The following is a 26,022-nucleotide window of genomic DNA, read 5'->3' on the forward strand; positions in this document are numbered from 1 at the left end:
GGCAATCGCCGGCAACCGGCCGCCCCAAAAATATAACCATACGAATAGCATTGCTAATTTGTGTAAAGTTAGTTCACCGTTCATGCCCATGTCAATACAAAGTACCTGCCCGGCCTTCATTTGCATTGCATAAATTGCACAGCCCGGACAGGCTGCGCGCTACCGAAAACAGATAAATATCGAAGCACATCGACAACACGACGGTTATCCGACAAGGAGGGGGCGATGAACAAGCGGTTCGGCAAGGCTCTGGCGGCGATTGCAATTGGCATCGCCACGGCCGGGGCGATGGCGGGTGAAAAACTGGTATTGAGCATGGGCTTCGAGAGTTCGATGGCAAGCTCGCAAGGCGTCGGCGCCAAGGAAATGGCGCGGGTCGCCGAACAACTGTCGAAGGGACAGATCGACTTCCAGTTCTATCCGGACAGCAAGCTCGGCAGCGGTCCGAAAATGATCGAAATGGTCCAGAAAGGCGAACTCGACATCTTCTTCGGCGGCGCCGGCTACTTCGCCGCACTCGACAGCCGGATCAACATCTTCGACATCCCCTACCTCTTCGAAAACGTCGAGCAGGCCTACAAGGTGATGGACAGCAAATTCGGTCGCGAAATGCTCGGCGTCTTCGAGCCGCACGGACTGAAGGGACTCGGCTTCTGGGAAAACGGCATCCGCTCGATCACCAACAACACCAAGCCGATCACCCGCCCCGAGGACATCGAAGGGCTGAAAATGCGGATCATGCCGGGCAGCCCGGTCTACGAAAAACTGTGGAAGCTCGCCGGCACCGAAACGACGCCGATGCCGTCAGGCGCCATCTACAAGGCGATCCAGGAAGGCCGCATCAACAGCCAGGAACACCCGATCGCCACCATCTACGCACGCAAGTTCTACGAGGTACAGAAATACCTGTCGCTGACGCACCACCTGTACGGCCCGCTGATCCAGGTCATGACCCTCAAGACCTTCAAGGCCCTGCCCAAGCAGCAACAGGACATCCTGCTCAAGGCGTCCTACGCCGGTGCGGTCGCCATGCGCAAGTTCTCGAACGAAAACGAGGCCAAGTTCGTAGAGGAGATGAAGCAAAAGGGCATGCAGGTCAACGACGTCGATCCCAAGGCATTCCGCGACAAGCTGCGCCCCGAGATCGAGAAGGACTTCATCGCCAGGAATGGCGACGCCTGGCTGAAAAAGGTCAACGCGGCACTGGCCGCCAGGAAGTAAACCAGCACCCCGGCAAAACCTGCCGGGCTCATGCCACAGCCATAACCCGCCGCCGGGCGACTCGTCTCGGCGGCGGGAGTGCCACGTTGCCACGCCGCACTCAAGTCGCAGTATGCTGGTCGCGTCATCCGCGGCGCCTGGCAAGCGCCGGCCGGCCCCTTCCTGCGCAACGCGCTGTCGGTGCTGCTGCGCGAAACCGGATTCTGAGCCCGTGGCCGCTCGATTGTAGTGTCGTCCGGAGAGCAAACCGGCTATATTGATTCATCATCAGGAGGACGCTTGCCGATACGGCATCCGTGGAGAAGTACATGCGCGTGCCCTGCGAACGTTCGATCTACACCGGACTGACCTGGCTTTCCGTTGCGACGATTCTGGCACTCTCGGCCTTCATCGGCTGGCAGGAGTGGCAGGAGCGCTACCACATGGCCCGGATCTCGGTGACCAACACCGCCCAGGTGCTGGCGCGGCAGATCGATACGGCGTTCGAACACACCGACGCCTTCCTGCTGTCGGTCGGCATCCGCTATCTCGATGCCGCCGATCGCGGTCCGGCCGGCGCCGACATGCTGCTCCGCCAGATCCATCGCGAAATCATTCACTACGACGCGGTATCGCGCATCGGCATTACCGACGCCAATGGCATCGTCGTGGTCAACAGCGGATTCGCCGACCAGAACCGCCCGCCGACCGACCTCTCCGACCGCGACTACTTCCGTCGCGCCAAGGGCGGTGAATTGGGCCGCCTCTACGCCGGACCGCTGCAATCGCGGCTGACCGACGAATGGGTCATCGTCCTGGCGCGGCGGCTGCAGAACAGCCGCGGCGCGTTTGTCGGCGTCATTTTCGCCATCCTGCCGGTCGACATGATCGGACAACAGTTTTCCGGCCTCGACCTCGGCAGTTCAGGCGTCGTCAATCTCCGCACCGGCGACCTGGCGCAGGTGGCCCGCCACCCGGCGCTCGGCGGCGCCAACCAGGACATCGGCAACCGCAATGTCTCGAAAACGATCCGCGACATGATGCAGGACGCGCCGGGACAAACCCAGTACGTCTATCGAACCGTCGCGCCGCTCGACGGCGTCGAGCGCGTCTACGCCTACCAGAAATTCGACAACGCGCCGTTCTGGATGACCGTCGGCCGCGCCATCTCCGACTTCGCGCCGGCCTGGCAACGCAACATCGCGATCCTGGCGACGCTGGCGCTGACGATGACCGCCCTGCTGCTCTGGGGCGGCGCGCGACTCGACCGGCAAACCCGGCACCTGGCCAGACGCGTCGAAGAAAAAGAGGCCGCCGAACGCGAACGGATGGCCTCGGAGCAAAAACTCCGCGACATCCTCGACAACGTCAATGGCCTCATCTACCTGAAGGACGCCGCCGGCGCCTATCTCTACGCCAACCGCCCCTTGCGCCAGTTGCTCGGTGCCGAACTCGACGCGATCATCGGGCGCCGCGACGACGAACTCCTTGCGCACTCCGGCACCGCCGCCATCGATGACACACCGGTGCTGCAAGCGGGGCGGACAATCCAGGCCGAGGAGACGCGCGTCGACCGGGCGAGCGGCCAGACGCGCACCTACTGGACGACCCGGCTGCCCTTGCGCCGCCCCGACGGCGAAATCTATGCGCTCTGCGGCATCGCCACCGACATCAGCGAGCGCGTCGCCTCGGAACAGGCGCTGCGCGACAGCGAAGCCCGCTTCCGGCTGGTCAGCGCCGCCGCCCAGGACGCCATTGTCATTCTCGACGAGAAAGACGTCGTCCAGTTCTGGAACGACGCGGCGAGCCGCATCTTCGGCTACGACACGGACGAAATGCTCGGCCAGGTCCTGCACGATCACGTCGTTCCAGAACGCTATCGACAGAGTTACGAAAGCGGACTGGCGCGGCTGCGTGACGACGATAACGACGGCGCCGTCGGCAAGACGCTGGAATTGATCGCGCGGCGCAAGAACGGCGAGGAATTCCCGATCGAGGTGTCGATGTCGGTGCTGCGCTACCAGAACGAATGGATGGCGATCGGCATCGTGCGCGACATCTCCGAGCACAAGCGCATCATCGCCGAACTCGATCAGCATCGGCATCACCTCGAACACGAAGTCACCGAACGGACCGGCGAACTCGAGCAGGCGAAAGATGCCGCCGAGGCGGCCAACCGTGCCAAGAGCGCCTTCCTCGCCAACATGAGCCATGAAATCCGCACGCCGATGAACGCCGTCCTCGGCATGGCGCACCTGCTGCTGCGCAGCGAACTGGCGCCGCAGCAGCGCGACCAGATGCAGAAGATGCTGGCCTCGGGACAACACCTGCTCGGCATCCTCAACGACATCCTCGACTACTCGAAGCTCGAAGCCGGCAAGATGTCGATCGAGCACATCGCCTTCACGCTCGAGGACGCCGTCAACGACGTCGCCAACCTGTCCGCCGAACAGGCCGCGGCAAAGCGGCTCGAAATCATCATCGACATCGCGCCGGACGTGCCGCCGAGAATCGTCGGCGACCCGATGCGAATCCGCCAGATCCTCGCCAACTACCTGAGCAACGCGGTGAAATTCACCGAGCGCGGTGACATCACCCTGCGCGTCACCCGCATGGCGAAGGATGACAATGGCGTGCTGCTGCGCTTCTCGGTCCGTGACACCGGCATCGGCCTGGACACGGCGCAGCGCGAGCAGCTGTTCCGGAGCTTCCACCAGGCCGACAGTTCGATCACCCGCAAGCACGGCGGCACCGGCCTGGGTCTCGCCATCTCGCGCAACCTGGCGGCGCTGCTGGGCGGCGAGGTCGGCGTCGAAAGCGTCGCCGGACAGGGTTCGACCTTCTGGTTCACCGCCCGTGTCGGGATCGCCGCCGACGCGTCCCCGCCGACGGTGCCGGTGCTCGCCGGCGCCGGCCTGCGCGTGCTCGTCGTCGATGACAACCCGACCACCTGCCGGGTGCTCGGCGCCATGCTCGACAGCCTGTCGGTCGCCAATGCCACCGCGGCGTCGGGGCGCGAAGCCCTGCTCATGCTCAACCGGGCCGAAGGCGCCGGCCACCCCTATGACGCCGTACTGATCGACTGGCGGATGCCGCAGATGGACGGACTGCAGACCGCGACGGAAGTCCGGCGGCTGGCGCTCGAACAGCCGCCGTTGCTGATGATGATCACCGCCTACGAGCGCGACCAGGTGATGGCCCAAGCGGGCAGCGAGGCCATCGCCGATGTGCTGATCAAGCCGCTCACGGCCTCGGTGCTGCGCGAGGCACTGGGACGCCTGCTCGAACAGCAGACGCCCCAGCCGGGTGCCGCCGCGCCCGCCGACATCACGTCATTCCGGAACACGCGGCTGGCGGGTCAGCGCGTGCTGCTCGTCGAAGACAACGACCTCAACCAGGAAGTCGGCCAGGCGCTGCTCGAAGACCTCGGCCTGCGCGTCGATATCGCCGACAACGGCAAGAAAGCCATCGAAATGGCACTGCAGGCCGACTATGACTTCATCCTGATGGACATGCAGATGCCGGAGATGGACGGACTCGAAGCCACCGAGGCGATGCGACGCATCCCGCAACTGGCGGCGGTGCCGATCATCGCGATGACGGCCAATGCGACGACGAGCGACCGCGAACGCTGCCTGAACGTCGGCATGAACGATCACCTCGGCAAACCGATCGACCCCAAGCAGCTCGAAGCCATGCTGCTGAAATGGCGGGCGCCCGACGCACCCGCCGCCTGAGTGCCGGCAGGCGCGTCCTCTATTCCCGCGCCAGCGCGCTGCGGCTGACCGTTTCGAGCAGCGCCTCGTCGAGCATTCCGGCGGACGCCGCCAGGCGCAAACGATCGAGGATGACACCCAGCCGGGCCTTGAGCAATTCGAGCTGGGCGTTGGACGCGTCGTTCTCGGCGTTGAGGAGGTCGAGCATCGTCCGGTCGCCGACCTGGTGGCCAAGCCGGGTGGCGTCGAGCCGCGCCAGGCTGGCCTTGACGTTGGCTTCCAGCGCCTTCACCCGCGTCGCGCCGACGGTGACGCCGAGCCAGGCCGCGCGCGTCGCCTGCTCGACCTGCTGCCGCGCCCGATCGTTCTCGAAGCGCGTCTTGTCGGCGAGCTTGAGCGCCTCCTCCTGACGCGCGCTGCGCATGCCGCCAGTGAAGATCGGAATCGTCACCTGCACGCCGATCATGCTCGTGCGCAGGTCGTTGAGGGCATTGGCGCCGTAATCGCCGCTGCCGGCCAGACGTTCACGCCCCGACTGGGCGACGAGATCGACGCTCGGCGCGGCGGCGACGCTGTGGCGGCTCGCCTCCTCCTGCGCCGCAACGAGGCGGGCAGCCAGCATGCGCAGCGTCGGACTACCGTCGACGGCCTTCTGCAGCCAGTCCTCAAGCGTGCCGGGCGCCTCGCCGGCCTGGGTGCGTGGCCGCCACAGATCGGTCGGACGGCGGCCGACCAGGTCTTCGAACGCCTGCTGCTGCAGCGTCAGGTCGCTCTCGGCCAGCAGCACCTGGGCGCGTACCGCCTCGGCGCGCGCCGTCGCCTCGTGGCTGTCGACGATCGGCTTGTCGCCGAGACGGTAACGATCCTTGGCCTCGACCAGGGCGCGTTCGACGGCGACCTGCTGGCGACGCGCGAGATCGAGCGCCGTTTCCGACTGGAGGACGGCGAAATAGCGTTCGGCCGTGCGCAGCAGTGCCGCCTGTCGCGCCGCCTGCCAGCCGGCGTCCGAGGCTTCGGCCGCCGCGTCGAGCTGCCGGCTTTGCGCCAGCCGGTCGCGACTGTAGAGCGGCTGGACGGCGTTGACGGTCCAGCGATTCAAGCTGCCGTTATTGACCGAGGTCTGGAAATCGACGTTGCGCGAACTGCCGAAACCCGGCGCCGAAAAACCGGCGTCGCGCGTCGTCGACTGGCTGTTCGCCCGTCCCGACGCGGCGCTGGCGCTCACGGACGGCAACCACAGCGCCCGCGCCTGGTCGCGGCGCTTGGCACCGGCCTCGGCATCGGCGTGCGCCGCGGCGAACTCGGGATCGGCATCGCGCGCCGCCTCCCAGGCCTCCTGCAGGCTGATCGCCCCGGCCGACGGCATCAGCAAGGCACCGGCCAGCAGCCAGGCACCCTGTCCCAGGAATCGTTTCATGAGCATCCTTTCAGCATCCCGGCGCAATGCCGAGCTTGCGCAACAGCCATTCCATCAGGCACCAGCCGGTCAACCCGCTCTGCAGCAGATTCGCCCCGACGAAGGCGGTGAACGCCAGCCACCAGGCGCTGAGGAAAAGCGGACTGCCCTCGATGCCGAAGGCCAATGACAGGAGAATGAAGGCACCGGCGATGATCCGGACGAGACGCCACGAGGTCATGAGGGACTCCTTTCGATCAGGTGCAGACGGCGGTGATAGGCGATGAAATACAACAGGGGAATGACGATCAGCGTCAGCACCGTGGACACGAAGATGCCGAAGATCAGCGAGATCGCCAGACCGTTGAAGATCGGGTCGTCGAGAATGAAAAATGCGCCAAGCATGGCAGCGATGCCGGTCAGCGCGATCGGCTGGGCGCGGGTGATCGCCGAGTTGACGACGGCCTCCTTGAAAGCGATGCCCTGGCGGATCTGCAAATTGATGAAGTCGACGAGCAGGATCGAATTGCGAACGATGATGCCGGCCAGCGCGATCATGCCGATCATGCTGGTCGCCGTGAATTGCGCGCCGAGCAGCGCGTGCCCCGGCATGACGCCGATGATCGTCAGCGGAATCGGCGCCATGATGACGAGCGGCGTCAGGTAGGAACCGAACTGCGCGACGACCAGCAGATAGATCAGCACCAGGCCGACGGCATAAGCGATGCCCATGTCGCGGAAGGTCTCGTAGGTGATCTGCCATTCGCCGTCCCACTTGAGGCTGAAGCCGCGATAGGGATCGCTCGGTGGCGCGACGAAGAACTCGCCGATGCGTCCGCCATCGGGGGCGACGGCGGCGGCGATGCGCGAACGCGTCTCGAACATGCCGTAGAGCGGGCTATCGACGCGGCCGGCCATGTCGGCGACGACGAAATTCACCGGCAGCCCGTCCTTGTGATAGATCGGCTGCTCGCGCAGCGTATCGCTGACCGTCACCAACTCGGCGAGCGGCACGATGCGGCCGGCAGCGCTCTTGACGCCAAGCTGCAGCAGCGCGTCGAGATTGCCCTGTGCCGCCACCGGCAGATGCAGCGAGACCGACGCCGGATACTTGCTCTGGTCGTGCAGATAGGCCGCCGCCTCGCCGGCCAACCCGGCGCGCAGCGTCGCGACGATGGCGCCCTGCGGCACGCCGAGCGCCGACGCCTTGCGCCGGTCGATGACGAGCAGCTTGCGCGGCGCCTCGACGATGCTGCTGTCGTCGACATCGACGACGCCCGGGGTCTTCTCGAAAATGGCGCGAACCGCCTTGGCCACCTGGCGCCGGCCGGCATCGCTCGGCCCATAGATCTCGGCGACGATCGGCGCCAGCACCGGCGGCCCCGGCGGCACTTCGACAACCTTGACGTTGGCGCCGAGGCGCGTGCCGATCTCCTGCAGCGCCGGCCGCACGCGCATGGCGATGGCATGGCTCTGCGCGTCGCGATGGTGCTTGTCCACGAGATTGACCTGGAGGTCGCCGACGGCGCCGCCGCTGCGCAGGTAGTACTGGCGCACCAGCCCGTTGAAATTGATCGGTGCCGCCGTGCCGGCGTAGGCCTGGTAATGCCTGACCTCGGGCACCGTCGCGAGATACGCGCCGAGTTCGCGCAGGACGGCGGCGGTGCGCTCGACCGGCGCATCGGCCGGCATATCGACGACGACCTGGAACTCCGACTTGTTGTCGAAGGGCAGCATCTTCAGCTGCACCCAGCCGATCGCCGGCAGCAGCACGGCAACGGCGATGAGACCGAGCACGGCGAGTCCGAGCCGGGCGCGCTGCGCCTTGCCGCGCACCTCGTCGAGGAAGGGCGCGAAGACGCGCAGGAAGAAGGGCGTGATCCTCGCCGCCAGGCCGGCGCCGCCGTGATGCCCATGCTTGAGCCAGAGCCGCGCCAGCCAGGGGGTGACGACGAAGGCGACGGTCAGGGACAGCAGCATGCCCATGCTCGCGTTGATCGGGATCGGGCTCATGTACGGCCCCATCAGGCCTCCGACGAAGGCCATCGGCAGCAGCGCGGCGATCACCGTCAGCGTCGCCAGGATCGTCGGCCCGCCGACCTCGTCGACCGCCGGCGGGATGATCTCCTCGAGCGGCTTGTCGGGATCGAGCGCCTGGTGGCGGTGGATGTTCTCGACGACGACGATGGCATCATCGACGAGAATGCCGATCGAGAAAATCAGCGCGAACAGCGAGACGCGGTTGATGGTAAAACCCCAGGCCCAGGAGGCGAACAGCGTCGCCGCCAGCGTCAGGATCACCGCCGTGCCGACGATCGCCGCCTCGCGCCGGCCGAGCGCGAAAAAGACGAGGATGACGACCGACGCGGTCGCGAAGAGGAGCTTCTGGATCAGCTTCTGCGCCTTGTCGTTGGCCGTCTCGCCATAATTGCGCGTGACGCTGACCTCGACGGCCTCGGGGATCAGCGTGTTGCGCAGTTCGTCGACGCGGCGGATGACGCGATCGGCGACCTCGACGGCATTCTGGCCCGGCTTCTTGGTCACGGCGATCGTCACCGCCGGATACTCGGCGGCATCCTTGCCGGCAGTGCCGTGCCAGACAGTGCGCGTCGGCGGCGGCGCGCCGTCCGACAGCGTCGCCACTTCGCGCAGGAAGACCGGCTTGCCGGCATTGACGCCGACAACGAGGTCGGCGACCGCCTGCGCGTTTTCGAGGAAGGGACCGGCTTCGATGGCGACGGCGCGATTGGCGGCGGTGAGTTCGCCGATCGGCATGCCGACATTGGCCGAACGCAGCGTCGCGCCGAGATCGGCGACGGTGACGCCGTGCGCCGCGAGCCGTTGCGGATCGACCTCGACGTTGATGGCGCGCCCCGGCCCGCCCAGCGTCGTCACCTCGCGCGTGCCGGCGACGCGTTTGACATCGCTCTCGATGCTGTGCGCCAAGCGTTCGAGATCGTAGGCGCCGATGCCATTGTCCTTGGACCAGAGGGTCAGCGAGACGATCGGCACATCGTCGATGCCTTTCGGCTTGACGATCGGTTCGAGCACGCCAAGCCCCGGCGGCAGCCAGTCGCGATTACTCTGCAAGGTGTCGTGCAGGCGCACCAGCGCCTCGGTGCGCGGCACGCCGACCTCGAACTGGACGGTGACGATCGCCAGCCCCGGCCGCGCCACCAGCATCACGTGCTCGACGTTGGCGATCTGGCTCAGCACCTGCTCGGCCGGCATGCCGACCATCTGTTCGACATCCTTGGCCGAGGCGCCGGGAAACGGGATCAGCACGTTGGCCATCGTCACGTTGATCTGCGGCTCTTCCTCGCGCGGCGTGATGACGACCGCGAAAACGCCGAGCAGGAAAGCGACCAGCGCCAGCAGCGGCGTGATCTGCGCGCTTTGAAAGAAGGCGGCGATGCGGCCGGAAATGTTCAATTCTCTTTGCATGGCTGGCCCCGGCGCTCAGCGGGTGCGCGCCGCGGCGAGCGGATCGACGGCGACGCGTTCGCCGGCCGCCAGGCCGGAAAGGATCTCGACCTCGTCGCCGGCCACCGGTCCCGGCCGCACCTGGCGCAGATGCGCCCGGCCGTTGGCGTCGATGACATACACGGCGCTCAGTTCGGCACGCCGGAACAGCGCTTTGGCCGGCACGAAGAGCCGCTGCGCAGCGCCCGCCGCGACCGGCAGATGCACGCGCGCAAAGGTCCCCGGCAGGACGCCGCGCGTGCCGGCCGGCAGTTCGAGCCGCAGTTGTTGCGTGTGCGTGGCCGGATCGGCCGCCGGCAGCCAAACCTGTTTCGCCGGATCGATCCAGCGCTGCGCCGCGGGCGCGCCGGGCAACTCGATGCGCAGCTTGCCACCCGGCACGGCGCGCTCGGCCTGGCTCTGCGGCACGACGGCGGTAACACGCAGGACAGCGGGATCATAGACGGTCAGCAACGCCCGGCCCGGCATCGCCATGTCGCCCAGCGTGACCGCCACGTCGGCAACGACGCCGGCATAGGGCGCGGAAAGCGTGAAGAAACCGGTCTGCACGCGCGAGGCCTGCGCCTGGGCGCCGGCAGCGTCGGCCTGCGCCCGCGCGGCGCGGTACTGCGCCTCGGCGCGCTCCATCGCCGCTGCGCTGATGTATTCTTTCTCGAAGAGTTGCTTCTGGCGCGCGTAGTCCTTGCTGGCGACCTCGAAGGCGGTGCGTGCCGCCTCCGCCTGGGCGCTGCTGGCGACGCTCGCCTGGTTGGCGGCGCGCGCATCGATCTGCAGCAGCAATTGACCGCTGCGGACGACATCGCCGGCCTTGACACCGAGCTGGCTGATGACGCCGGGCACCTGTGCCGAAACGACGGTCTGGCGCACCGCTTCGACGACGCCCTCGGCGACATAGGCCGCCCCGCCTGAATCCAGCCGCACCGGCACGCTGGCGAGCGGTTCGGCGCCGACCGCCACGGAGGCCGCGACGGCCCCCAGCACCAGCGCCAGCAGGCCGCGTCTCACTCGCTCCGGCATCGCTGCCTGAATATTCAGTCTCTCGTTCATGCGATTCCCGATTGTCATGGTCAGCGACCCTCCGTTTTGGGACAGAAGACCTCGTACATGGTCCTGAGCAAGGTCAATACCCGCGCGTCGCGGATCGAATAATAAATCTTCTTGCCTTCGCGCCGCGTCGTCACGAGACCCTCGGTACGCAGCACGCCGAGCTGTTGCGACAGCGTCGGCTGGTGGATATCGAGCCGCTCTTCCAGATCGCTGACGCACAGCTCGCCGTTCGACAGCTGGCAGAGCAACAACAGCCTGGACTCGTTGGCCAAGGCGCGCAGAATCGCCGTCGCCTCGCCGGCTGCGGCGTTCATCCGTTCGATACTCAGCTCCTGGTGTGTCATACGACCTCGTGCAGCGTGGTTGATGCGTACAATATACGTATTGATATTATATCTGTCAATATATTGTTAGCCGTAACAAATGGCCGCCGGCCGGCGGTGCCCGCCCGAGGGCAACGGATGCGAGAAAGTCGGATACGACGCCGCCTGGCGCGCCCCCTCCGGGACTACACCATCAGCATAGGACGTCCGGGTGCGCTCCGCCAGCGGCGCGGAGCCACCCGTATCGGTCGACGCCTACTCGTCCTTCTTGCAGGTCGAGCAGCCGAGCACGGGATAGAGCGGGCACCAGCCAAGCAGGCCGGTCGCCAGCGGCACGATGCCGACATAAGTCCAGGGCGCGCCGATACCGGCAAACGCGCAGCCGAGCAGAACGACGCCAACAACGATCCGCGCCACCTTATCGATGCCACCGACATTACTTTTCATGACCATCTCCTGAAAAGGACCTGTGCCGATAAGACTTGGCCGGACAGCACCGGTTCCGTCATCCGGAACGAAGGCGCCCGCCGGCCCGGGAACGCCTAGCAACCGGCGGTCTTGCGGAAGGACTTGCTCTGGTTGTTACCGCCGGCATCGTCGAAGCGGGCGCGGATCTCGTCGCCGACCTGGATGCGCTTGTCCTTGAACTTGTCGAGCGTCTCGTCGTCGCCGATCGACAGGACAACGGAATTGCCGCTCTTGTTGTCCTTGAGCGTCGCCTTCGCCGATTTGCCGTCGGGCGCGAGCTGGATCTTCTCGACGACGCCGACCATCTTGACGTCGGCGGCCAGGGCCGTCGTCGCCGAGAACGCAAAAACCGTCGCGCAGAGCGCATTAAGAAGCAGTGAACGCATGGTGGATTCCTTTCATGAAGTGAGAAATGCGGGGACTGAGAGTGAAATTGACTAGAAGCGGACCTCGAAGGTCGCGTAAGCGTTGTAGGCCTTGGCCAGGGGCGTCGTCGTCGACATGTTGCCGTTGATCGACGAAATCCTGACTGGCGCGCCGACCCAGTTGTTGCTGCCGGTATATTGGAAGTCGTAGTACTGAATGCCGAGGCGGAAGAAGCTCTTGGCGCCGAGCGAGGAGATCGGCCGGCTTTCGAGTTCCTGGATCAGGTAGGCCTCATAGACGTTGCCGCGCGTGCCGAGCTTGGCCGTCCACATATCGATCGCCGACGGCGCGAAGGTGATCCAGTTCTTGCTGCCGTGGTTGTACTCGACGCCGATCTTGGTCTTCGACGGCAGGTCGTAGCGCAGGCCGAGGTAGAGGGCGGAACCGGTGCGATCGACCGGCGACTCGGGATCGAAGAAGGCGCCGGTGAGCAGCCCCTGGAAGCCGAACTGCGACGACACGTTGTTGTTCGGCCGCGTCCGGCTCAGGCCGAGATCGACGAAATAATTGAGATCGCCGGCGCCGACCTTGCGCAGAGTCCCCATTACGCCGGCGCCGAGCCAGTCGATGTCGCCGAGGTTGGTTTTTGGCATGGTGTTGCCGAAATAGGTGTTCGTCATCTTCGGCGCGTCGAAGATGTGCATGCCGCGGTTCCACTGCGTCCACACGCGCAGCGCATCGGTGTCGATCGGCACGACGGCGACGCCGACCATGTCGGTGTCCTGGATCGAGTTGCCGAGCGGCTGGCTGAAGCCGCTCTCGAAGCCGCGACCGTAGCAGATCTTGCCGTAGGCGCCGGGCAGACCGTCGATATCCGGCGCCCAGCCGAGCGTCATGCCGTCGAAGGCATAGTCGACGAGCAGCGCCGGTGTGCCGCCATTGCCGGGACGCGGCATGTTCGTACGCAGATTGCTCGGCGCGCCGTTGGTCGACGGCCGGCGGCCAACCGAGAACCAGATATCCTCGTCGGCGATGTTGCTCCAGGTCGCATAGGCGCGATCGACGTTGAGGAAGCTGCTCGACGGGACGTGCGCGACGGTGCCGTCGAAAACGCCGACGCGGTCGGCGAAGAAGGGCGAATTGCCGCTGTTGGTGACGGCATCGGCATCGGAGGCGCCGAAGGTCTTGTACATCATCAGCCGCGTCGTCAGCGACACGTTCTGCGTCGCCTTGGCGTGCAGGTCGAGGCCGAAACGGTTGGTGTAGAGCGTTGAATTGTCGGGCTTGTAGGCCGGCACCGTCTTGGCGTAGCCGTTGAGCGCCCCGAGCATCGCCGAGTTCGACCCCAGGAACTGGCGCGCCTGGCTATAGGACTGGACGCCGGCCATGTCCTTGGCGAACTGCGCCATGCCGTTGAGCGCCGCGCCGTTGCCCGCGGTCGGGTTGGCAAAAAACGCCGCCTGCAGCGAATTCTGCGCGTTGGCGAAGGTCGCCGGCACATCGGTGAAGGTCCGCGTCTCGCCGCGCAGGCCGTCGACGCGGAACTGGTAATCGCCGCCGATCGTCAGCCACTTCTCCATCGATTTCTCTTCCGAACGCGCCACCTTCTCCTGCAGATCGCTCGTCGCCTGCCGGGCCTTCTCCTGGCTGGCCTGGTTGGCGTTGACCTGGGCGCGCAACTGCTCGATCTCCTTCTGCATCGCCTCGAGCTTCCTGAGCAGCTCGGCATCCGAGGCGTGCGCCGCCACCGGAACGAACAGACTGGCCAAAAGACAGGCGATCACCCGCCTGGAATTCCGCTGAAACTCCATGATGATTGACTCCCCTACGTTATTGAAATGAAATTCCTTGCGCTAACCCTCGCGCGGCGCGTGGCCGTGGTCGACGTCTTCCCAACCGGTGATCATCGCCTTGATATGCGCCAGCGGCGTGTGTCCGGTCGTGGCGAGATAGAGGTGCGAGACGAGGAAGGCGAGCATCAGGAATGCACCGACCGTATGCCCCGTGGCGACCCAGTCGAGCGACAGATTCGTCAGCCCCCAGGCGGCCCAGTCGTTGTAGAAGAGATAGAGCCAGCCGGTGATCCAGATCAACGGGCTGACGAAGACCAGAATGCCGAGATAGGTCAGCCGCTGCAGCGGGTTGTGCTTGTTCGACGCACTCGGCTTGAACGGATGCGGTTCGTTGCGGAAGATGCCGGACGAGTAGAACCGGGCCACCGCGATCATTTTGTCGGTGGTCGGAATGTAGTGGCGCCATTCGCCGGTGGTGAAATGCCAGAAGATGGCGAACACCCACAAGCCGACGAGCGCCCAGGCGGCGAAACTGTGATAGCTGACCGCCTTGGCGAAGCCGAACAACGCGTAGCTGCCATGGATCTCGAAACCGGTCAGCAGCATGAACATGATCAACGCCGCCTGCGACCAGTGCCAGAAGCGCTCGAAGCCCTTGAAAAGATAAATACGTTCGGACATGCCAATCCCCTAATTCTTGCGACGCGAAACGATGCGCATCAGGCCGTGGCCGAGCGAACCGACGAAGGCCAGCAGGACGACGCCCCAACCGAGCATGTCTAGCATTCCCTTGGCATCGCGGCCGGGAATATAGACACCGTCGATCGCGGCCAGACGCCCGTTGCGGCTATGACATTCGACACAGGCGAGCGCCTTCTCCTTGGGCGCGACCATGTGCGTGATCGGCCATTGCGAGACGGTCTCGATGAAATCGACCTTGCCCGAGAACGGGCGTCCGGCGGTCTTCATGCCCGAGGCCACCGCTTTCTCCCAATCGAGATTGGCCCAGAAAGCCGTGTCGTCGGCGCCGGCCAGGTGCGTCACCACCAGCGTCTTGTTCACCGGATCGAAAGGCTGCTTGCCGGTAAAGGTCTTGATCGGCCAGATCAGCGACTTGCCGTCGCGGGCGCTGCCCTCGTACTTGTTGATGTAGATCGGCTCGGCCGACTTCTCGATCTTGTCCTCGGCCAGCGTGTACTTGTTGACGCCGTTCATCCAGATGTAATCGGGCTTGACGTTCGTTCCCCAGACGAAATCACCCTTGATGCCGAGGTAGGTGTCATAGCCGTCGTCATCCTTGACCACCAGCGGTTTGCCGTTCTTGTCGCGCTTGCCGGCTGTCGACCAGTCCCAGCGCATCTTGGTCGGCACGTCGCCGCGCGCGAACTCGGGAATATGACAGGTCTGGCAGGCGACCTTGTCGGTATGGTCGTTGAGTTTGGCCTGCTTATGCGGCGCCTGGCCGTGACAGGACTGGCAGGTCGCGACGTTGCGGCCCTTGTCGTCCGGATTGCCCGGCATCAATGCCGCATGGCCGTCCTTGCCGGTCGGCGCGTAGCGGCTGCCCGGCACCTGGTGCGCGTCGGTCTTGTGGCAGGTGGCGCAGCTGAAATTGAGGCCATCCTTGGCCATATGCACATCGAGATCGCGATCGGGCTTCTCGAGCGAGGTGTCGAGATCGCCGTGCTTGACGCCGTCGCCGCCGCCCCCGGTAAAGTGGCAGTTGCCGCAGTTCTGCCGGCGCGTCTTGCCCACCGCCTGCGCGATCGGCGTCAGGTTGGTGCCCTTGATGATCTTGCCCGAACCCGGCGGAAACTCGGTGTCCTTGGTCACCGGCGCGCCGGCGAAGCCGCTCGGTTTCGTGTATTTGCCCGTCGTATCGTGACAGGCCAGGCAATCGACATTCTCCTGCGAGGCGAAGTCGAAGTTCTCGCTCATGCCGTAGCCGATGTGGCAGCTGGCGCAGGCCTTGAAGTTCGAGGTCGCCGAGGTGCAGTAATTGTTGATGACGTGACGCTTGCCAAGCTTCTGCTGGGTCTGCGGGTTGATGACCTCCCACTTCCAGTGCTGCGTCTGGTGGATCTGCTTGGCCGCCTCGGTGTGACAGCTGAGACAGGCCTTGGTGACCTCCTGCCCCGAGGCGAATTCGCGCTGCAGCTCCTTGAACTTGCTGTGATCGGCCGTCGATTTCGGCACACCGACCGCACCGGACGACTCAGCCGCCACCGCCACGGCGATGCCCACGATGCACGACGCCACGGCAAATAGCACCCGCTGCCATATTCTTTTCATTCCCATCCCCTTGTTCGGCCGGACACGGCTTATTTCCCTGGTATATCCGGACACGCTAATATATTTTTTTAGTAAATTATAAATTGCTAATAATGTCAAGCCCGGTTAAGAGAGGTAAAAGCTTTCGTCCCGCCCCCCGCCTCGTCGCCGATTCGCGCCAATGACGATGCGCGCCTGCCGTATAATTTCCGCGCTTATCCCAACGACTTGAAGGAAATGACGATGGCGCGCCCGATCAAATGCCGACGCATCGACTGCATGCCGGCATCGAGCTATTACAAGCCGGCCGGCATCCCCTTGCGCGACCTCGATGAAGTCGTGCTCGGCATGGACGAACTCGAAGCCATGCGGCTGACCGATCTCGAAGGCCTCTACCAGGCCGACGCGGCGGAGCGCATGGGCGTCTCGCGCCAGACCATCGGCAACATCCTCAATCGCGCCCACACCAAGATCGCCGATGCCCTCCTGAACGGCAAGGCCCTGCGCATCGAAGCCGAGACGAGCAGCGAGCGCGAAGAAAGCGAAGAAAGCGAAGAGAACACCGTGACGCCGTGAGCGCCTACGGCCATCGCGCCTTGCTCAAATAAGTGGCATATGCTATAAACAGAGCCTGACTGCTCCTTTCCCCATTTCGAAACGACTCACTCCCATGAAAATCTGCATCCCCGTCGCCTCGTCGGAGGGTCTCGCCGCTTGCGTCGTCCCGGCGCAACCCGACACCCGTTTCCTGCACCTGCATGACCTCGAGACCGACAGTTTCGAGCTCATCGACCTCAACCAGCCGGACGGCGGCGACGCAGAGATCGCCTTCGACGCGATCATCTGCAGCGCCATTTCGAAGCCCGTCTTCGGCGCGCTGCGTCAGCAAGGCAAGCACGTTTTCCTGACCGAGGCGACGACCGTCGCCGACGCGCTGGCCGAATTCGCCAGCGGCGAGATGTTCCGTATTCCCGACCAGGCCGCCGGCGGTGGCTGCGGTGGCGGCGGCTGCGGCGGTGGTTGCGGCGGGCACGGTCATGACGAAGAAGACGCGCACGCCGAGGGTGGCGGTTGCGGCTGCGGCGGACACGGCCACGCGCACGAAGGTGGCGGTTGCGGCGGACACGGCCACGAAGGCGGCGGCTGCGGCTGCGGCGGACACGGCCACGAACATGCCCACAGCCACGACCACGGTCATGAACACGCCCACGCCGGCGGATGCTGCGCCAGCCGGCCCAGCGCCGCGCGCGGCGATACCCTGCGCATCGCGGTCACCAGCCAGAACCGCAAGCAGATCACCGAACATGCCGGCAAGTGCCGCAAATTCTGGATCTACGAGACGCGTGCCAAGGCCATCGTCAGCAAGACCCTGCTCGAACTGCCGCTCGAACAGTCGCTGCACGCCTCGGCCGGCGCCGAGACGCACCCGCTCGATCCGATCGACCTGCTGATCACCGGCAGCATCGGCGACGGCCTGCGTCAGCGTCTCGCCGAACGCGGCGTCGAAACGATCGTCACCAGCGAGACCGACCCCGACGCCGTCATCGGCAAGTTGCTCGCCGCGCTCTAGGAACTCAGCGCCCCGATGCCCGGCGCCACCCGCCGGGCCACTCCATTCGGGCATATGCCAGAAAACACTTGCAAAGCGCGGCATCGTTCAGTATATTAGCGATAGTTAATATTCAAAGGAGCCCATCGTGTCCGACACTCTCAAGGTCGTCTGCCCCGACTGTGACGCGATCAACCGTGTGGCCGCCGCGCGGCTTGGCGACGGGCCGGTCTGCGGCGTCTGCAAGCAATCCCTGTTGCCGGGCAGGCCGCTGATCCTGAGCGCGGCCAACTTCGACAGCCACGTCAGCCAGTCCGGGCTGCCGCTCCTCGTCGACTTCTGGGCGCCGTGGTGCGGCCCCTGCAAGATGATGGCGCCGGTCATCGACCGCGCCGCCGAAGCGCTGGCGACCTCGGCGCGCGTCGCCAAGATCGATACCGAAAGCGAACAGGCGCTCGCCGCCCATTTCAACATCCGCAGCATCCCGACCCTGGCCATTTTCCGCAACGGAAAGCTCATCGCCCGCCAATCCGGCGCCGTCGATCTGAAAACCCTGCTCGACTGGTTCAAGGCGCAGACCGCCTGAACGCGGCCCCCACCCCGGCAGCCACCGCTGCCAAACGGAGATTTAGATGCAAACAGCCGCTTCGCCGGAAGCCCTGCCCCCCCTGGCCTATTTTCCCGTGCCGATCTTTTCCAGCGTCATGGGCACCTGCGGCCTGGCGCTGGCCTGGCAACGCGCCGGCGAGGCCACGCCCGCGCTCGCCGGCATCTGGCCGGGCATCGCCGCACTGGCCACCGGGATCTTCCTCGCCCTGCTGCTGCTCTACACGCTCAAGCTTGTCCGCCATCAGGGGCAGGTCGTCGCCGAATGGCGGCACCCGGTTCGCGTGAACTTCTTCCCGGCCATCTCGATCAGCATCCTGCTGCTCTCGGTCGTCTGGCGCGACACCTTGCCCTCGCTCGCCTTTTTCCTCTGGTGCGCCGGCGCCGTGCTGCATCTCGGCTTCACGCTCGCCATCCTGAGCAGCTGGATCTTTCACACGCACTACGACATCCATCACGCCAACCCGGCCTGGTTCATCCCCGTCGTCGGCAACCTGTTCGTACCGATCAACGCCGCCGCTTTCGGTCTCGCCGAGGTCGGCTGGTTCTACTTCAGCATCGGCTTCGTCTTCTGGCTGGTGATGATGACGATCGTGCTGTACCGCGTCTTTTTCCACGACCCGATCGCGCCGCGCCTGCTGCCGACGCTGTTCATCCTGATCGCGCCGCCGGCCGTCGGCTTCCTCGCCTACCAGGCCCTCGGCGGCAGCCTCGACGCCTTCGCCCGCGTGCTCTACGGCACCGCCCTCTTCGTCACCTTGCTGCTCGCGGTCAACGCCCGACGCTTCCTGCAGCTCGGTTTCTTCCTGTCGTCCTGGGCCTATTCCTTCCCGCTCGCCGCCATCACCATCGCCAGCTTCGTCATGGCGCAGCGCAGCGGCCATGTTTTTTTCATCGGGCTGGCCTTCGGCCTGCTCGCCGTCGTCACCGTTGTCATCACCACCCTGCTTGCCATGACCGTCCGGGCCGCCTTGCGCCGGACCCTCTGCATCCCAGAATGAGGCCGCCCAGGCCAAACCGGCCAGAGACCGACCTTCCGATCCTCCCCAAGACTGCGACGCAGTGCCGGCCGCAGCCCCCTCACTTCAAGGACTGCGTATGAAACCCCTGAAACTCCTCGTCGTCGGCGGCGTCGCCGGCGGTGCTTCCTTCGCCGCCCGGGCCCGCCGTCTCTGCGAAGACGCCGAGATCACCGTAATCGAACGCGGCCCCGACGTCTCCTTCGCCAACTGCGGCCTGCCCTACCACATCGGCGGCGAGATCGCGACGCGCGACGTGCTGGCGGTGCAGACACCGGCCTCGCTGAACGACCTGCTCAAGCTCGACGTGCGCACGCACTGCGAAGCCATCGACATCGACCGGCGCGGCCTGCGCCTGCAAGTGCGCAACACCGCCACCGGCGAATGCGAATGGCTGCCCTATGACAAGTTGATGCTCTCGCCGGGCGCCTCGCCGCTGCGTCCGCCGCTGCCCGGCATCGACGATCCGCGCATCTTCACCCTGCGCAACCTGCAGGACATGGACCGCATCATCGCCGCGGCCGATGCCGGCATGCGTGCCGTCATCATCGGCGCCGGCTTCATCGGTCTTGAAATGGCCGAGCAGCTGCAGCGGCGCGGCATGAAGGTGCAACTCGTCGAACTGATGCCGCAGGTCATCCCGCCGCTCGACGCGCCGATGACGGCGCTGCTCGACAGCGAACTGCGCCGCAACGGCGTCGAGGTCTTCCTCGGCGACGGCATCCGCGCCTTCCGGCCGGGCGACAGCCACGTCGGCTGCGAACTCAACTCCGGCGCCGTGCTCGACGCCGACCTCGTCATCCTCTCGATCGGTGTCAAGCCGGACTCGGATCTCGCTCGCAAGGCCGGGCTCGAACTCGGCGCGCGCGGCCACATCGTCGTCGACGCCTTCCAGCGGACCTCGGACGCCAACATCTACGCTGCCGGCGACGTCGTCGAGACGCAGGACCGCGTCGTCCCCGGCCGCACGGCAGTGCCGATGGGCGGCCCGGCGAACCGCCAGGGCCGCGTCGCCGCCGACCACATTTTCCTCGGCGACAAGGCGCGGCCGTATCCCGGCTCGATCGGCACCGGCATTGTCCGCGCCTTCGACGTCGTCGCCGGCATCACCGGCTGGAGCGAAAAACGGCTGCGCGCCCTCCAGTACCCGTTCGCCTCGGTCACCGTCAACGACAGCCACCACGCCTCCTACTATCCGGGCGCCAAGCCGATGACGCTCAAGATCGTCTGGGACGCCCGTACCGGCCGGCTCCTCGGCGCGCAGGCAACCGGCTTCGAAGGCATCGACAAGCGCCTCGACGTACTGTCGACGGCAATCGCCGCGCACATGACCGTCGAGGACCTCTGCCACCTGGAACTCGCCTACGCACCGCCGTTCGGGTCCGCCAAGGACATCATCAACCTGGCCGGCTTCGCCGCCTGCAACCGCCGCGACGGACTCGTCAAGCATACCGAGACGCTGCCGACCGACCCGGCGGTGCAGATCGTCGACGTGCGCGGCAAGCCGCTCGCCGACGCCTATCCGGCCCCGGCCACGGTGCTCAACATCCCGTTCGCGACGCTGCGCGCCAATCTCGGCAAGCTCGACAAGAACCGGCCGGTGGTGACGCTCTGCGCCTTCGGCAAGATGAGCTATTTCGCCGCCCGCGTGCTCGCCCAGAACGGCTTCGACGTGAGCAGTTTCAGCGGCGGACTCAAGGCCAATGTGGACCCGAGATCACCCGGCAAGCTGCCGACCGCCTGACCCGCCATACCATGCCCTCCGAACGCGCCCGCCCCACCCGCGACCTCCGCCCGCCGGTGGTCGCGGCGTCGCCGCGCCGGACCTATGCGCGTGAAATCGCGCTCGTCCTGCTCGTCAAGCTGGTGCTGATCGTGGCCATCAAGCTCATTTTCTTCAGCGCACCGGTCAGCCAGCGCGAACTGGCCGACCGGCTCAACGGCGTATTCCAAGCAGCCGACGCCAGCAAACCGATTTCCGACACCTCTAGGACAGATCATGATTAGCGAATCTTTGGTCGACCTGTCGCGCCTGCAATTCGCGGCGACAGCGTTCTATCACTTCCTCTTCGTTCCGCTGACGCTCGGCCTCTCGTTCCTGCTGGCGATCATGGAATCGGTCTATGTGCTGACCGGCAAGACGATCTACCGCGACATGACGAAGTTCTGGGGCAAGCTGTTCGGCATCAACTTCGCGCTCGGCGTCACCACCGGACTGACCATGGAATTCCAGTTCGGCACCAACTGGGCTTTCTACTCGCATTATGTCGGCGACATCTTCGGGGCGCCGCTGGCGATCGAGGGGCTGCTCGCCTTCTTCCTTGAATCGACGATGGTCGGCCTGTTCTTCTTCGGCTGGGACCGACTGTCGCGTCTCGGCCACTTGTGCGTCACCTACCTCGTCGCGATCGGTTCGAACCTCTCGGCGCTCCTGATCCTGATCGCCAACGCCTGGATGCAGAACCCGGTCGGCGCCGACTTCAACCCGGTGACGATGCGCATGGAAATGACCAACTTCGCCGACATCGTCTTCAACCCGGTCGCGCAATCGAAGTTCGTCCATACGCTGAGCGCCGGCTACGTCACCGCTTCGATCTTCGTGCTCGGCATCAGCGCCTGGTACCTGCTCAAGAACCGCGACAGCGAATTCGCCCGCCGCTCCTTCCGCATCGCCGCCTCCTTCGGCCTCGCCTCGGCGCTGTCGGTGATCGTCCTCGGCGACGAATCGGGCTACACCGCCGCCGAAACGCAGGAAACCAAGCTGGCGGCGATGGAAGCGATGTGGAAGACCGAACCGGCGCCGGCCGGCCTGACGCTGTTCGGCTTCCCCGACGAAAAGACGCGTACCACCAAGATGGCCATCCATGTTCCGTATGTCATGGGACTGATCGGCACGCGCACGACCGACAAGGTCATCCCCGGCATTGACGAACTCGAAGCGCGCATCGCCCGCCGCATCGACACCGGCATCGTCGCCGTCAAGGCGCTCGAACGGCTGCGCAAGGACCCGAAGAACGCGCAGCGGCTGGCCGACTTCAACGCCGTCAAGGCCGACCTCGGCTACGGCCTGCTGCTCAAGAAATACGTCGCCGACGTCAGCCAGGCGACAACCGAAATGAAGGCGCGCGCCATCGACGACGCGATCCCGCACGTACCTTCGCTGTTCTGGTCGTTCCGGCTGATGGTCGGCCTGTCGATCGGCTTCCTCGCGCTCTTCGCCACCGCCTTCTACTACGCCGCACGCAACCAGCTCTCGACGCCCTGGCTGCTGAAGTGGGCGCTATGGTCGATCCCGCTGCCCTGGATCGCCTGCGAACTCGGCTGGTTCGTCGCCGAATACGGACGCCAGCCCTGGACGATCCACGGCGTACTGCCGACGCACCTGTCGACCTCGGCGCTCAGCCCCGGCAACCTGATCTTCTCGCTCTCGGGCTTCCTGATTTTCTACTCGCTGCTGCTCGTCGCCGAGCTTTACCTGATGTTCAAGTACGCCCGACTCGGCCCGTCGAGCCTCGGCACCGGACGCTACCATTTCGAAACCGCCGGCCAGCACACGGAGGCCCGCCATGCTTGATTACACCACCCTGAAACTCGTCTGGTGGGCGCTCGTCGGCGTCCTCCTCTTCGGCTTCGCCGTCATGGACGGCCATGACATGGGCGTCGGCACGCTGCTGCCCTTCGTCGGCCGCAGCGACGACGAGCGCCGCGCCGTGCTCAATTCGGTCGGCCCGCACTGGGAGGGCAACCAGGTCTGGTTCATCACCGCCGGCGGCGCCCTCTTCGCCGCCTGGCCACTGGTCTATGCCGCCGTCTTTTCCGGTTTCTACATCGCCATGCTGGCGGTATTGTGGGCGCTGTTCTTCCGCCCGGTCGGCTTCGACTATCGCAGCAAGCTCGCCGACAAGCGCTGGCGCCAGGCCTGGGACTGGGGCATCTTCGTCGGCAGCGCCGTGCCGGCGCTCGTCTTCGGCGTCGCCTTCGGCAACGTCATCCTCGGCATCCCCTTCCACTTCGAGGACACCATGCTGCCGGTCTATTCGGGCAGCTTCTGGCAGCTCTTCAGCCCATTCGCGCTGGTCGCCGGCGTCGTCAGTCTGTCGATGCTCGTCTTTCACGGCGCCAACTACCTGATCGTGCGCACGGAGGGCGACATCCAGCGCCGCGCGCAGCGCGCCGCGACGCTCGCCGGCGTCGTCATGCTATTGGGATTCGCGCTGGGCGGCGTCATGGCCAACACGATGTCAGGCTATGTCGTCACTTCGCCGATCGACACTGGCGCTGGGCTCAACCCGCTCGACAAGGAAGTCGTCCGCCAGGCCGGCGCCTGGATGGCGAACTTCCACGCGCATCCGGCGCTGTTCGCCTTCCCGGCGCTCGGTTTCGTCGGTGGCCTGCTCGGCATCGTCTTCGCCCGTGTGGCACGCGGCGTCATCGCCTTCATCTGCAGCGCGCTGGCCGAACTCGGCATCATCGCCACTGCCGGCATCGCGATCTTTCCTTTCGTGCTGCCGTCGAGCACCGATCCGCACAGCAGCCTGACCCTCTGGGACTGCGTCTCGAGCCAACGGACTCTCGGCGTGATGTTCTGGGTGGCGCTGATCATGACACCGATCATCGTCGCCTACACCGGCTGGGCCTACCGCGTCATGCGCGGCAAGGTCACCGTCGAGTACATCAAGGCCAACGACCATTCCACCTACTGATCGGGAGACTATCGCATGTGGTACTTCACCTGGATGCTCGGCCTCGGCTTCGCCGTTCTTTTCGCCATCGTCAACGCGCTCTGGCTGGAGTCGCAGGAACAGCGCGACCGGACCGGCGACTGAGACGCCGGCGCCATCCCGCCACCCCATGACAAACGCCGACACACGCGAGCACGGCACCTGCGGCTGCGCGCTCAGCGCGCGCGGCCGCGCCCTGCTCTTCGGCCTGTCGAGCCTCAATCGCCTGCGCGTGCTCTATGCGCTCGAAGGCGAGGAACGCTGTGTCGGTGAACTCGTCGACACGCTCGGCCTGTCGCAATCGCTCGTCTCGCAACAACTGAGCCTGCTGCTCGACGGCAAGCTCGTCTCGGCGCGGCGCTCGGGACGCAGGACTTACTATGCAATCGCCATCCCCGAACTCAACGCGCTGCTGAAAATGGCCCGGGAAACCTATCGCCACGCCTGAGCGGCCCCCGGCCGTCCGGACTCAGAGCCGGTAGCGCGCGACGATGCCGCGCATCTCCCGCGCCAGTCCGTCGAGACTTCTCGCCGCCTCGGCGCTCTCCTTGGCAGCGACGCTGCTTTCCTCCGACATCTGGGCGATGCGCTCGACCTGCACGGCGATGTTGTTCGTCGCCGTCCCCTGTTCGCGCATCGCCGAACTGATCTCGTCGACCACCAACACCGCGCTGCGACTGCTGTCGCCGATCTTGCGGATCGACTCGCTGGCCGCCTCGGCGCGCTCGACGCCCTGGCCGACGCGCGCCACCGCCGCATGCATGTCGGCCACCGATTCCCCGGCGCTCGCCCGCATGGTTTCGATCGTCGTCGAAATTTCCTGCGTCGACGACGCGGTGCGTTCGGCCAGTTTGCGCACCTCGTCGGCGACGACGGCAAAGCCACGCCCCTGCTCGCCAGCCCGGGCGGCCTCGATCGCGGCGTTCAGCGCCAGCAGGTTGGTCTGGTCGGCGACTTCCTTGATGACGGCGACCACCCGCGAAATCTGGTGACTCTGCTGCTCCAGCGCCTCGATGCTGCCGGCGGCGCCATTGACCGACTGGGCGATCTCGTTGATATCGCCGACGGTGTTGCCGATGATCTCCTCACCGGTCGTCGCCAGGTCGCCCGACGCGCAGGAAATCCGGTTCGCTTCCTGGGTGCGGTCGGTGATGTGATTGATGCTGACCGCCATTTCCTCGACGGTGGCCGCCATGCCGGCCGCCGCATCGCTCTGCTCCTGCGCGGCCGTGGCCACTTGCGACGAGGTCGCGCTCATCTGGCTCGACGCCTCGGCCACCGACTCGGCACAGGCGGCGATCGAGCGCAGATTGTCCTGCAGCTTGCCGACCAGCCGATTGAGCGCCAGGATCATGTCGCCGATTTCGTCGTGGTTCACGACCGTCCCGCGCGCGGTGAAATCGAGTTCGCTCTCGATTCTTTCGATCAGCGCGTGAATATGCTGTATCGATTGACCGATATTGCGCGAAAGCAGCGTAAACGAAGCGACCAGGATCAGGCCCAGGAGCGTCATCGGCCCGACGACGAGCCACAGGATCGCCGACTGATGGTCATGCAGCGCCGCGGCCGAGGCATCGGCATCCTTGCTAAGTTCGGCAACGTTCTTTTCGATCGCCGCCTGCAAGGGCTGAAACTGATTCTTGTAGACCGCATTCAGGCGCTCGTTGGCGGCGGCCGGATCCCGCTTCGCCAGGTCGAAAAGCGCTCGCGACGCCTGGTCGTACTGCTGCCATTGCTTCTGGATCGCCTGAATGGTGTCGCGGGTACGCTGCCGGTGCGCCGAGGCGAGCAGGCGTTCGCTGTTCTCCCGGATGTTTTTTTCCGCCTCCTCGAAGATGCGTAGCGACTCCGGGCTCGCCGGATCGAGCAGGATGGTGGACAAGGCACTGGCCTTGATCTCCAGGTACTGCCGGACCTGCCCGCTGCGCCGCGCGAAATCCGACCCGGCGCCATTGAGCTGGTTGAGCGAGAAAAACGTTCCCACGCTGACAAGCAGGAATCCCGCAATTACCAGAATGCTCAGCCATATCATTTTCTTCCGGATCGTCATACCCTGCTCCTTCT

General features: G+C 65.4%; 24 protein-coding genes. 13 read left to right on the top strand and 11 right to left on the bottom strand.

The features are described from left to right. Positions 1 to 225: 225 nt before the first annotated feature. The 3 genes from BLR25_RS06800 to BLR25_RS06805 all read left to right on the top strand — a co-directional run bounded on the left by BLR25_RS06800 (position 226) and on the right by BLR25_RS06805 (position 4,937). Positions 226 to 1,221, top strand: a complete 996-nt coding sequence (locus BLR25_RS06800) for a DctP family TRAP transporter solute-binding subunit (RefSeq protein WP_091935797.1) — start codon at positions 226 to 228, stop codon at positions 1,219 to 1,221. A gap of 78 nt (positions 1,222 to 1,299) precedes the next feature. Continuing rightward, on the top strand, positions 1,300 to 1,428 hold the full coding sequence (locus tag BLR25_RS21760) for a hypothetical protein (protein ID WP_281245569.1): 129 nt from the start codon (positions 1,300 to 1,302) through the stop codon (positions 1,426 to 1,428). Between the two features lie 101 nt (positions 1,429 to 1,529). Then, complete coding sequence (locus BLR25_RS06805) at positions 1,530 to 4,937, top strand: response regulator (RefSeq protein ID WP_091935800.1); 3,408 nt, start codon at positions 1,530 to 1,532, stop codon at positions 4,935 to 4,937. A gap of 19 nt (positions 4,938 to 4,956) precedes the next feature. Here BLR25_RS06805 and BLR25_RS06810 read toward each other — a convergent pair whose 3' ends face one another. The 10 genes from BLR25_RS06810 to BLR25_RS06855 all read right to left on the bottom strand — a co-directional run bounded on the left by BLR25_RS06810 (position 4,957) and on the right by BLR25_RS06855 (position 16,084). Then, a complete protein-coding gene (locus BLR25_RS06810; RefSeq protein WP_091936074.1) occupies positions 4,957 to 6,333 on the bottom strand; it encodes a TolC family outer membrane protein in 1,377 nt (458 codons plus the stop codon). A 10-nt stretch (positions 6,334 to 6,343) separates the two neighbouring features. Continuing rightward, positions 6,344 to 6,553, bottom strand: coding sequence for a YgaP family membrane protein (locus BLR25_RS06815; RefSeq protein ID WP_091935804.1), 210 nt, complete (start codon positions 6,551 to 6,553; stop codon positions 6,344 to 6,346). Further along, a complete protein-coding gene (locus BLR25_RS06820) occupies positions 6,550 to 9,756 on the bottom strand; it encodes an efflux RND transporter permease subunit (protein ID WP_091935808.1) in 3,207 nt (1,068 codons plus the stop codon). The genes BLR25_RS06815 and BLR25_RS06820 overlap by 4 nt, the downstream gene beginning before the upstream one ends. 15 nt (positions 9,757 to 9,771) lie before the next feature. Further along, positions 9,772 to 10,842: an efflux RND transporter periplasmic adaptor subunit gene (locus BLR25_RS06825; protein ID WP_176785781.1), complete on the bottom strand. Its 1,071-nt coding sequence runs from the start codon at positions 10,840 to 10,842 to the stop codon at positions 9,772 to 9,774. A 20-nt stretch (positions 10,843 to 10,862) separates the two neighbouring features. Continuing rightward, positions 10,863 to 11,186 carry an ArsR/SmtB family transcription factor gene (locus tag BLR25_RS06830; RefSeq protein WP_218122651.1) on the bottom strand — a complete coding sequence of 108 codons (324 nt, stop codon included), beginning with the start codon at positions 11,184 to 11,186 and terminating at the stop codon, positions 10,863 to 10,865. Positions 11,187 to 11,420: 234 nt separating this feature from the next. Further along, entirely contained in the window at positions 11,421 to 11,612 is a 192-nt protein-coding gene (locus BLR25_RS06835; protein ID WP_091936078.1) for a YgaP family membrane protein, read from the bottom strand. Between the two features lie 95 nt (positions 11,613 to 11,707). Beyond that, a complete protein-coding gene (locus BLR25_RS06840) occupies positions 11,708 to 12,019 on the bottom strand; it encodes a hypothetical protein (protein WP_091935817.1) in 312 nt (103 codons plus the stop codon). 51 nt (positions 12,020 to 12,070) lie between these two features. Beyond that, the gene (locus BLR25_RS06845; RefSeq protein WP_091935820.1) at positions 12,071 to 13,810 is read right to left on the bottom strand and encodes a DUF3373 domain-containing protein; all 1,740 of its coding nucleotides are present in this window, start codon (positions 13,808 to 13,810) and stop codon (positions 12,071 to 12,073) included. 42 nt (positions 13,811 to 13,852) lie between these two features. Next, entirely contained in the window at positions 13,853 to 14,473 is a 621-nt protein-coding gene (locus tag BLR25_RS06850; RefSeq protein WP_091935824.1) for a cytochrome b/b6 domain-containing protein, read from the bottom strand. 9 nt (positions 14,474 to 14,482) lie between these two features. After that, positions 14,483 to 16,084 carry a tetrathionate reductase family octaheme c-type cytochrome gene (locus BLR25_RS06855; RefSeq protein ID WP_218122652.1) on the bottom strand — a complete coding sequence of 534 codons (1,602 nt, stop codon included), beginning with the start codon at positions 16,082 to 16,084 and terminating at the stop codon, positions 14,483 to 14,485. A gap of 222 nt (positions 16,085 to 16,306) precedes the next feature. On the opposite strand from BLR25_RS06855, the gene BLR25_RS06860 reads away from it, so the two are divergent. From BLR25_RS06860 to BLR25_RS06905, 10 genes are all read left to right on the top strand, one after another. After that, positions 16,307 to 16,639 (top strand): DUF134 domain-containing protein, encoded by a 333-nt coding sequence (locus BLR25_RS06860; RefSeq protein WP_091936080.1) that lies wholly within the window; start codon positions 16,307 to 16,309, stop codon positions 16,637 to 16,639. A 94-nt stretch (positions 16,640 to 16,733) separates the two neighbouring features. Then, entirely contained in the window at positions 16,734 to 17,633 is a 900-nt protein-coding gene (locus tag BLR25_RS06865; protein ID WP_091935831.1) for a NifB/NifX family molybdenum-iron cluster-binding protein, read from the top strand. Positions 17,634 to 17,760: 127 nt separating this feature from the next. Then, positions 17,761 to 18,198: a thioredoxin TrxC gene (trxC, locus tag BLR25_RS06870; RefSeq protein WP_091935834.1), complete on the top strand. Its 438-nt coding sequence runs from the start codon at positions 17,761 to 17,763 to the stop codon at positions 18,196 to 18,198. 46 nt (positions 18,199 to 18,244) lie between these two features. Then, positions 18,245 to 19,219, top strand: a complete 975-nt coding sequence (locus tag BLR25_RS06875; protein ID WP_091935836.1) for an SLAC1 anion channel family protein — start codon at positions 18,245 to 18,247, stop codon at positions 19,217 to 19,219. Positions 19,220 to 19,316: 97 nt separating this feature from the next. Continuing rightward, positions 19,317 to 20,981 (top strand): FAD-dependent oxidoreductase, encoded by a 1,665-nt coding sequence (locus BLR25_RS06880; protein ID WP_091935839.1) that lies wholly within the window; start codon positions 19,317 to 19,319, stop codon positions 20,979 to 20,981. Between the two features lie 11 nt (positions 20,982 to 20,992). Next, positions 20,993 to 21,244 (top strand): cytochrome oxidase putative small subunit CydP, encoded by a 252-nt coding sequence (gene cydP, locus BLR25_RS06885; RefSeq protein WP_091935841.1) that lies wholly within the window; start codon positions 20,993 to 20,995, stop codon positions 21,242 to 21,244. After that, positions 21,237 to 22,811, top strand: a complete 1,575-nt coding sequence (locus BLR25_RS06890) for a cytochrome ubiquinol oxidase subunit I (protein WP_091935843.1) — start codon at positions 21,237 to 21,239, stop codon at positions 22,809 to 22,811. The genes cydP and BLR25_RS06890 overlap by 8 nt, the downstream gene beginning before the upstream one ends. Next, positions 22,804 to 23,940 carry a cytochrome d ubiquinol oxidase subunit II gene (gene cydB, locus BLR25_RS06895; RefSeq protein ID WP_091935845.1) on the top strand — a complete coding sequence of 379 codons (1,137 nt, stop codon included), beginning with the start codon at positions 22,804 to 22,806 and terminating at the stop codon, positions 23,938 to 23,940. Before BLR25_RS06890 ends, cydB begins: the two co-directional genes overlap by 8 nt. A 15-nt stretch (positions 23,941 to 23,955) precedes the next feature. After that, a complete protein-coding gene (cydX, locus tag BLR25_RS06900) occupies positions 23,956 to 24,063 on the top strand; it encodes a cytochrome bd-I oxidase subunit CydX (protein WP_091935848.1) in 108 nt (35 codons plus the stop codon). Positions 24,064 to 24,088: 25 nt separating this feature from the next. Next, positions 24,089 to 24,406, top strand: a complete 318-nt coding sequence (locus BLR25_RS06905) for a metalloregulator ArsR/SmtB family transcription factor (protein WP_091935850.1) — start codon at positions 24,089 to 24,091, stop codon at positions 24,404 to 24,406. A gap of 21 nt (positions 24,407 to 24,427) precedes the next feature. Here BLR25_RS06905 and BLR25_RS06910 read toward each other — a convergent pair whose 3' ends face one another. After that, entirely contained in the window at positions 24,428 to 26,008 is a 1,581-nt protein-coding gene (locus BLR25_RS06910) for a methyl-accepting chemotaxis protein (RefSeq protein WP_091935853.1), read from the bottom strand. Between the last annotated feature and the right edge of the window lie 14 nt (positions 26,009 to 26,022).

The organism is Propionivibrio dicarboxylicus, from assembly GCF_900099695.1.
Lineage (GTDB): Bacteria > Pseudomonadota > Gammaproteobacteria > Burkholderiales > Rhodocyclaceae > Propionivibrio > Propionivibrio dicarboxylicus.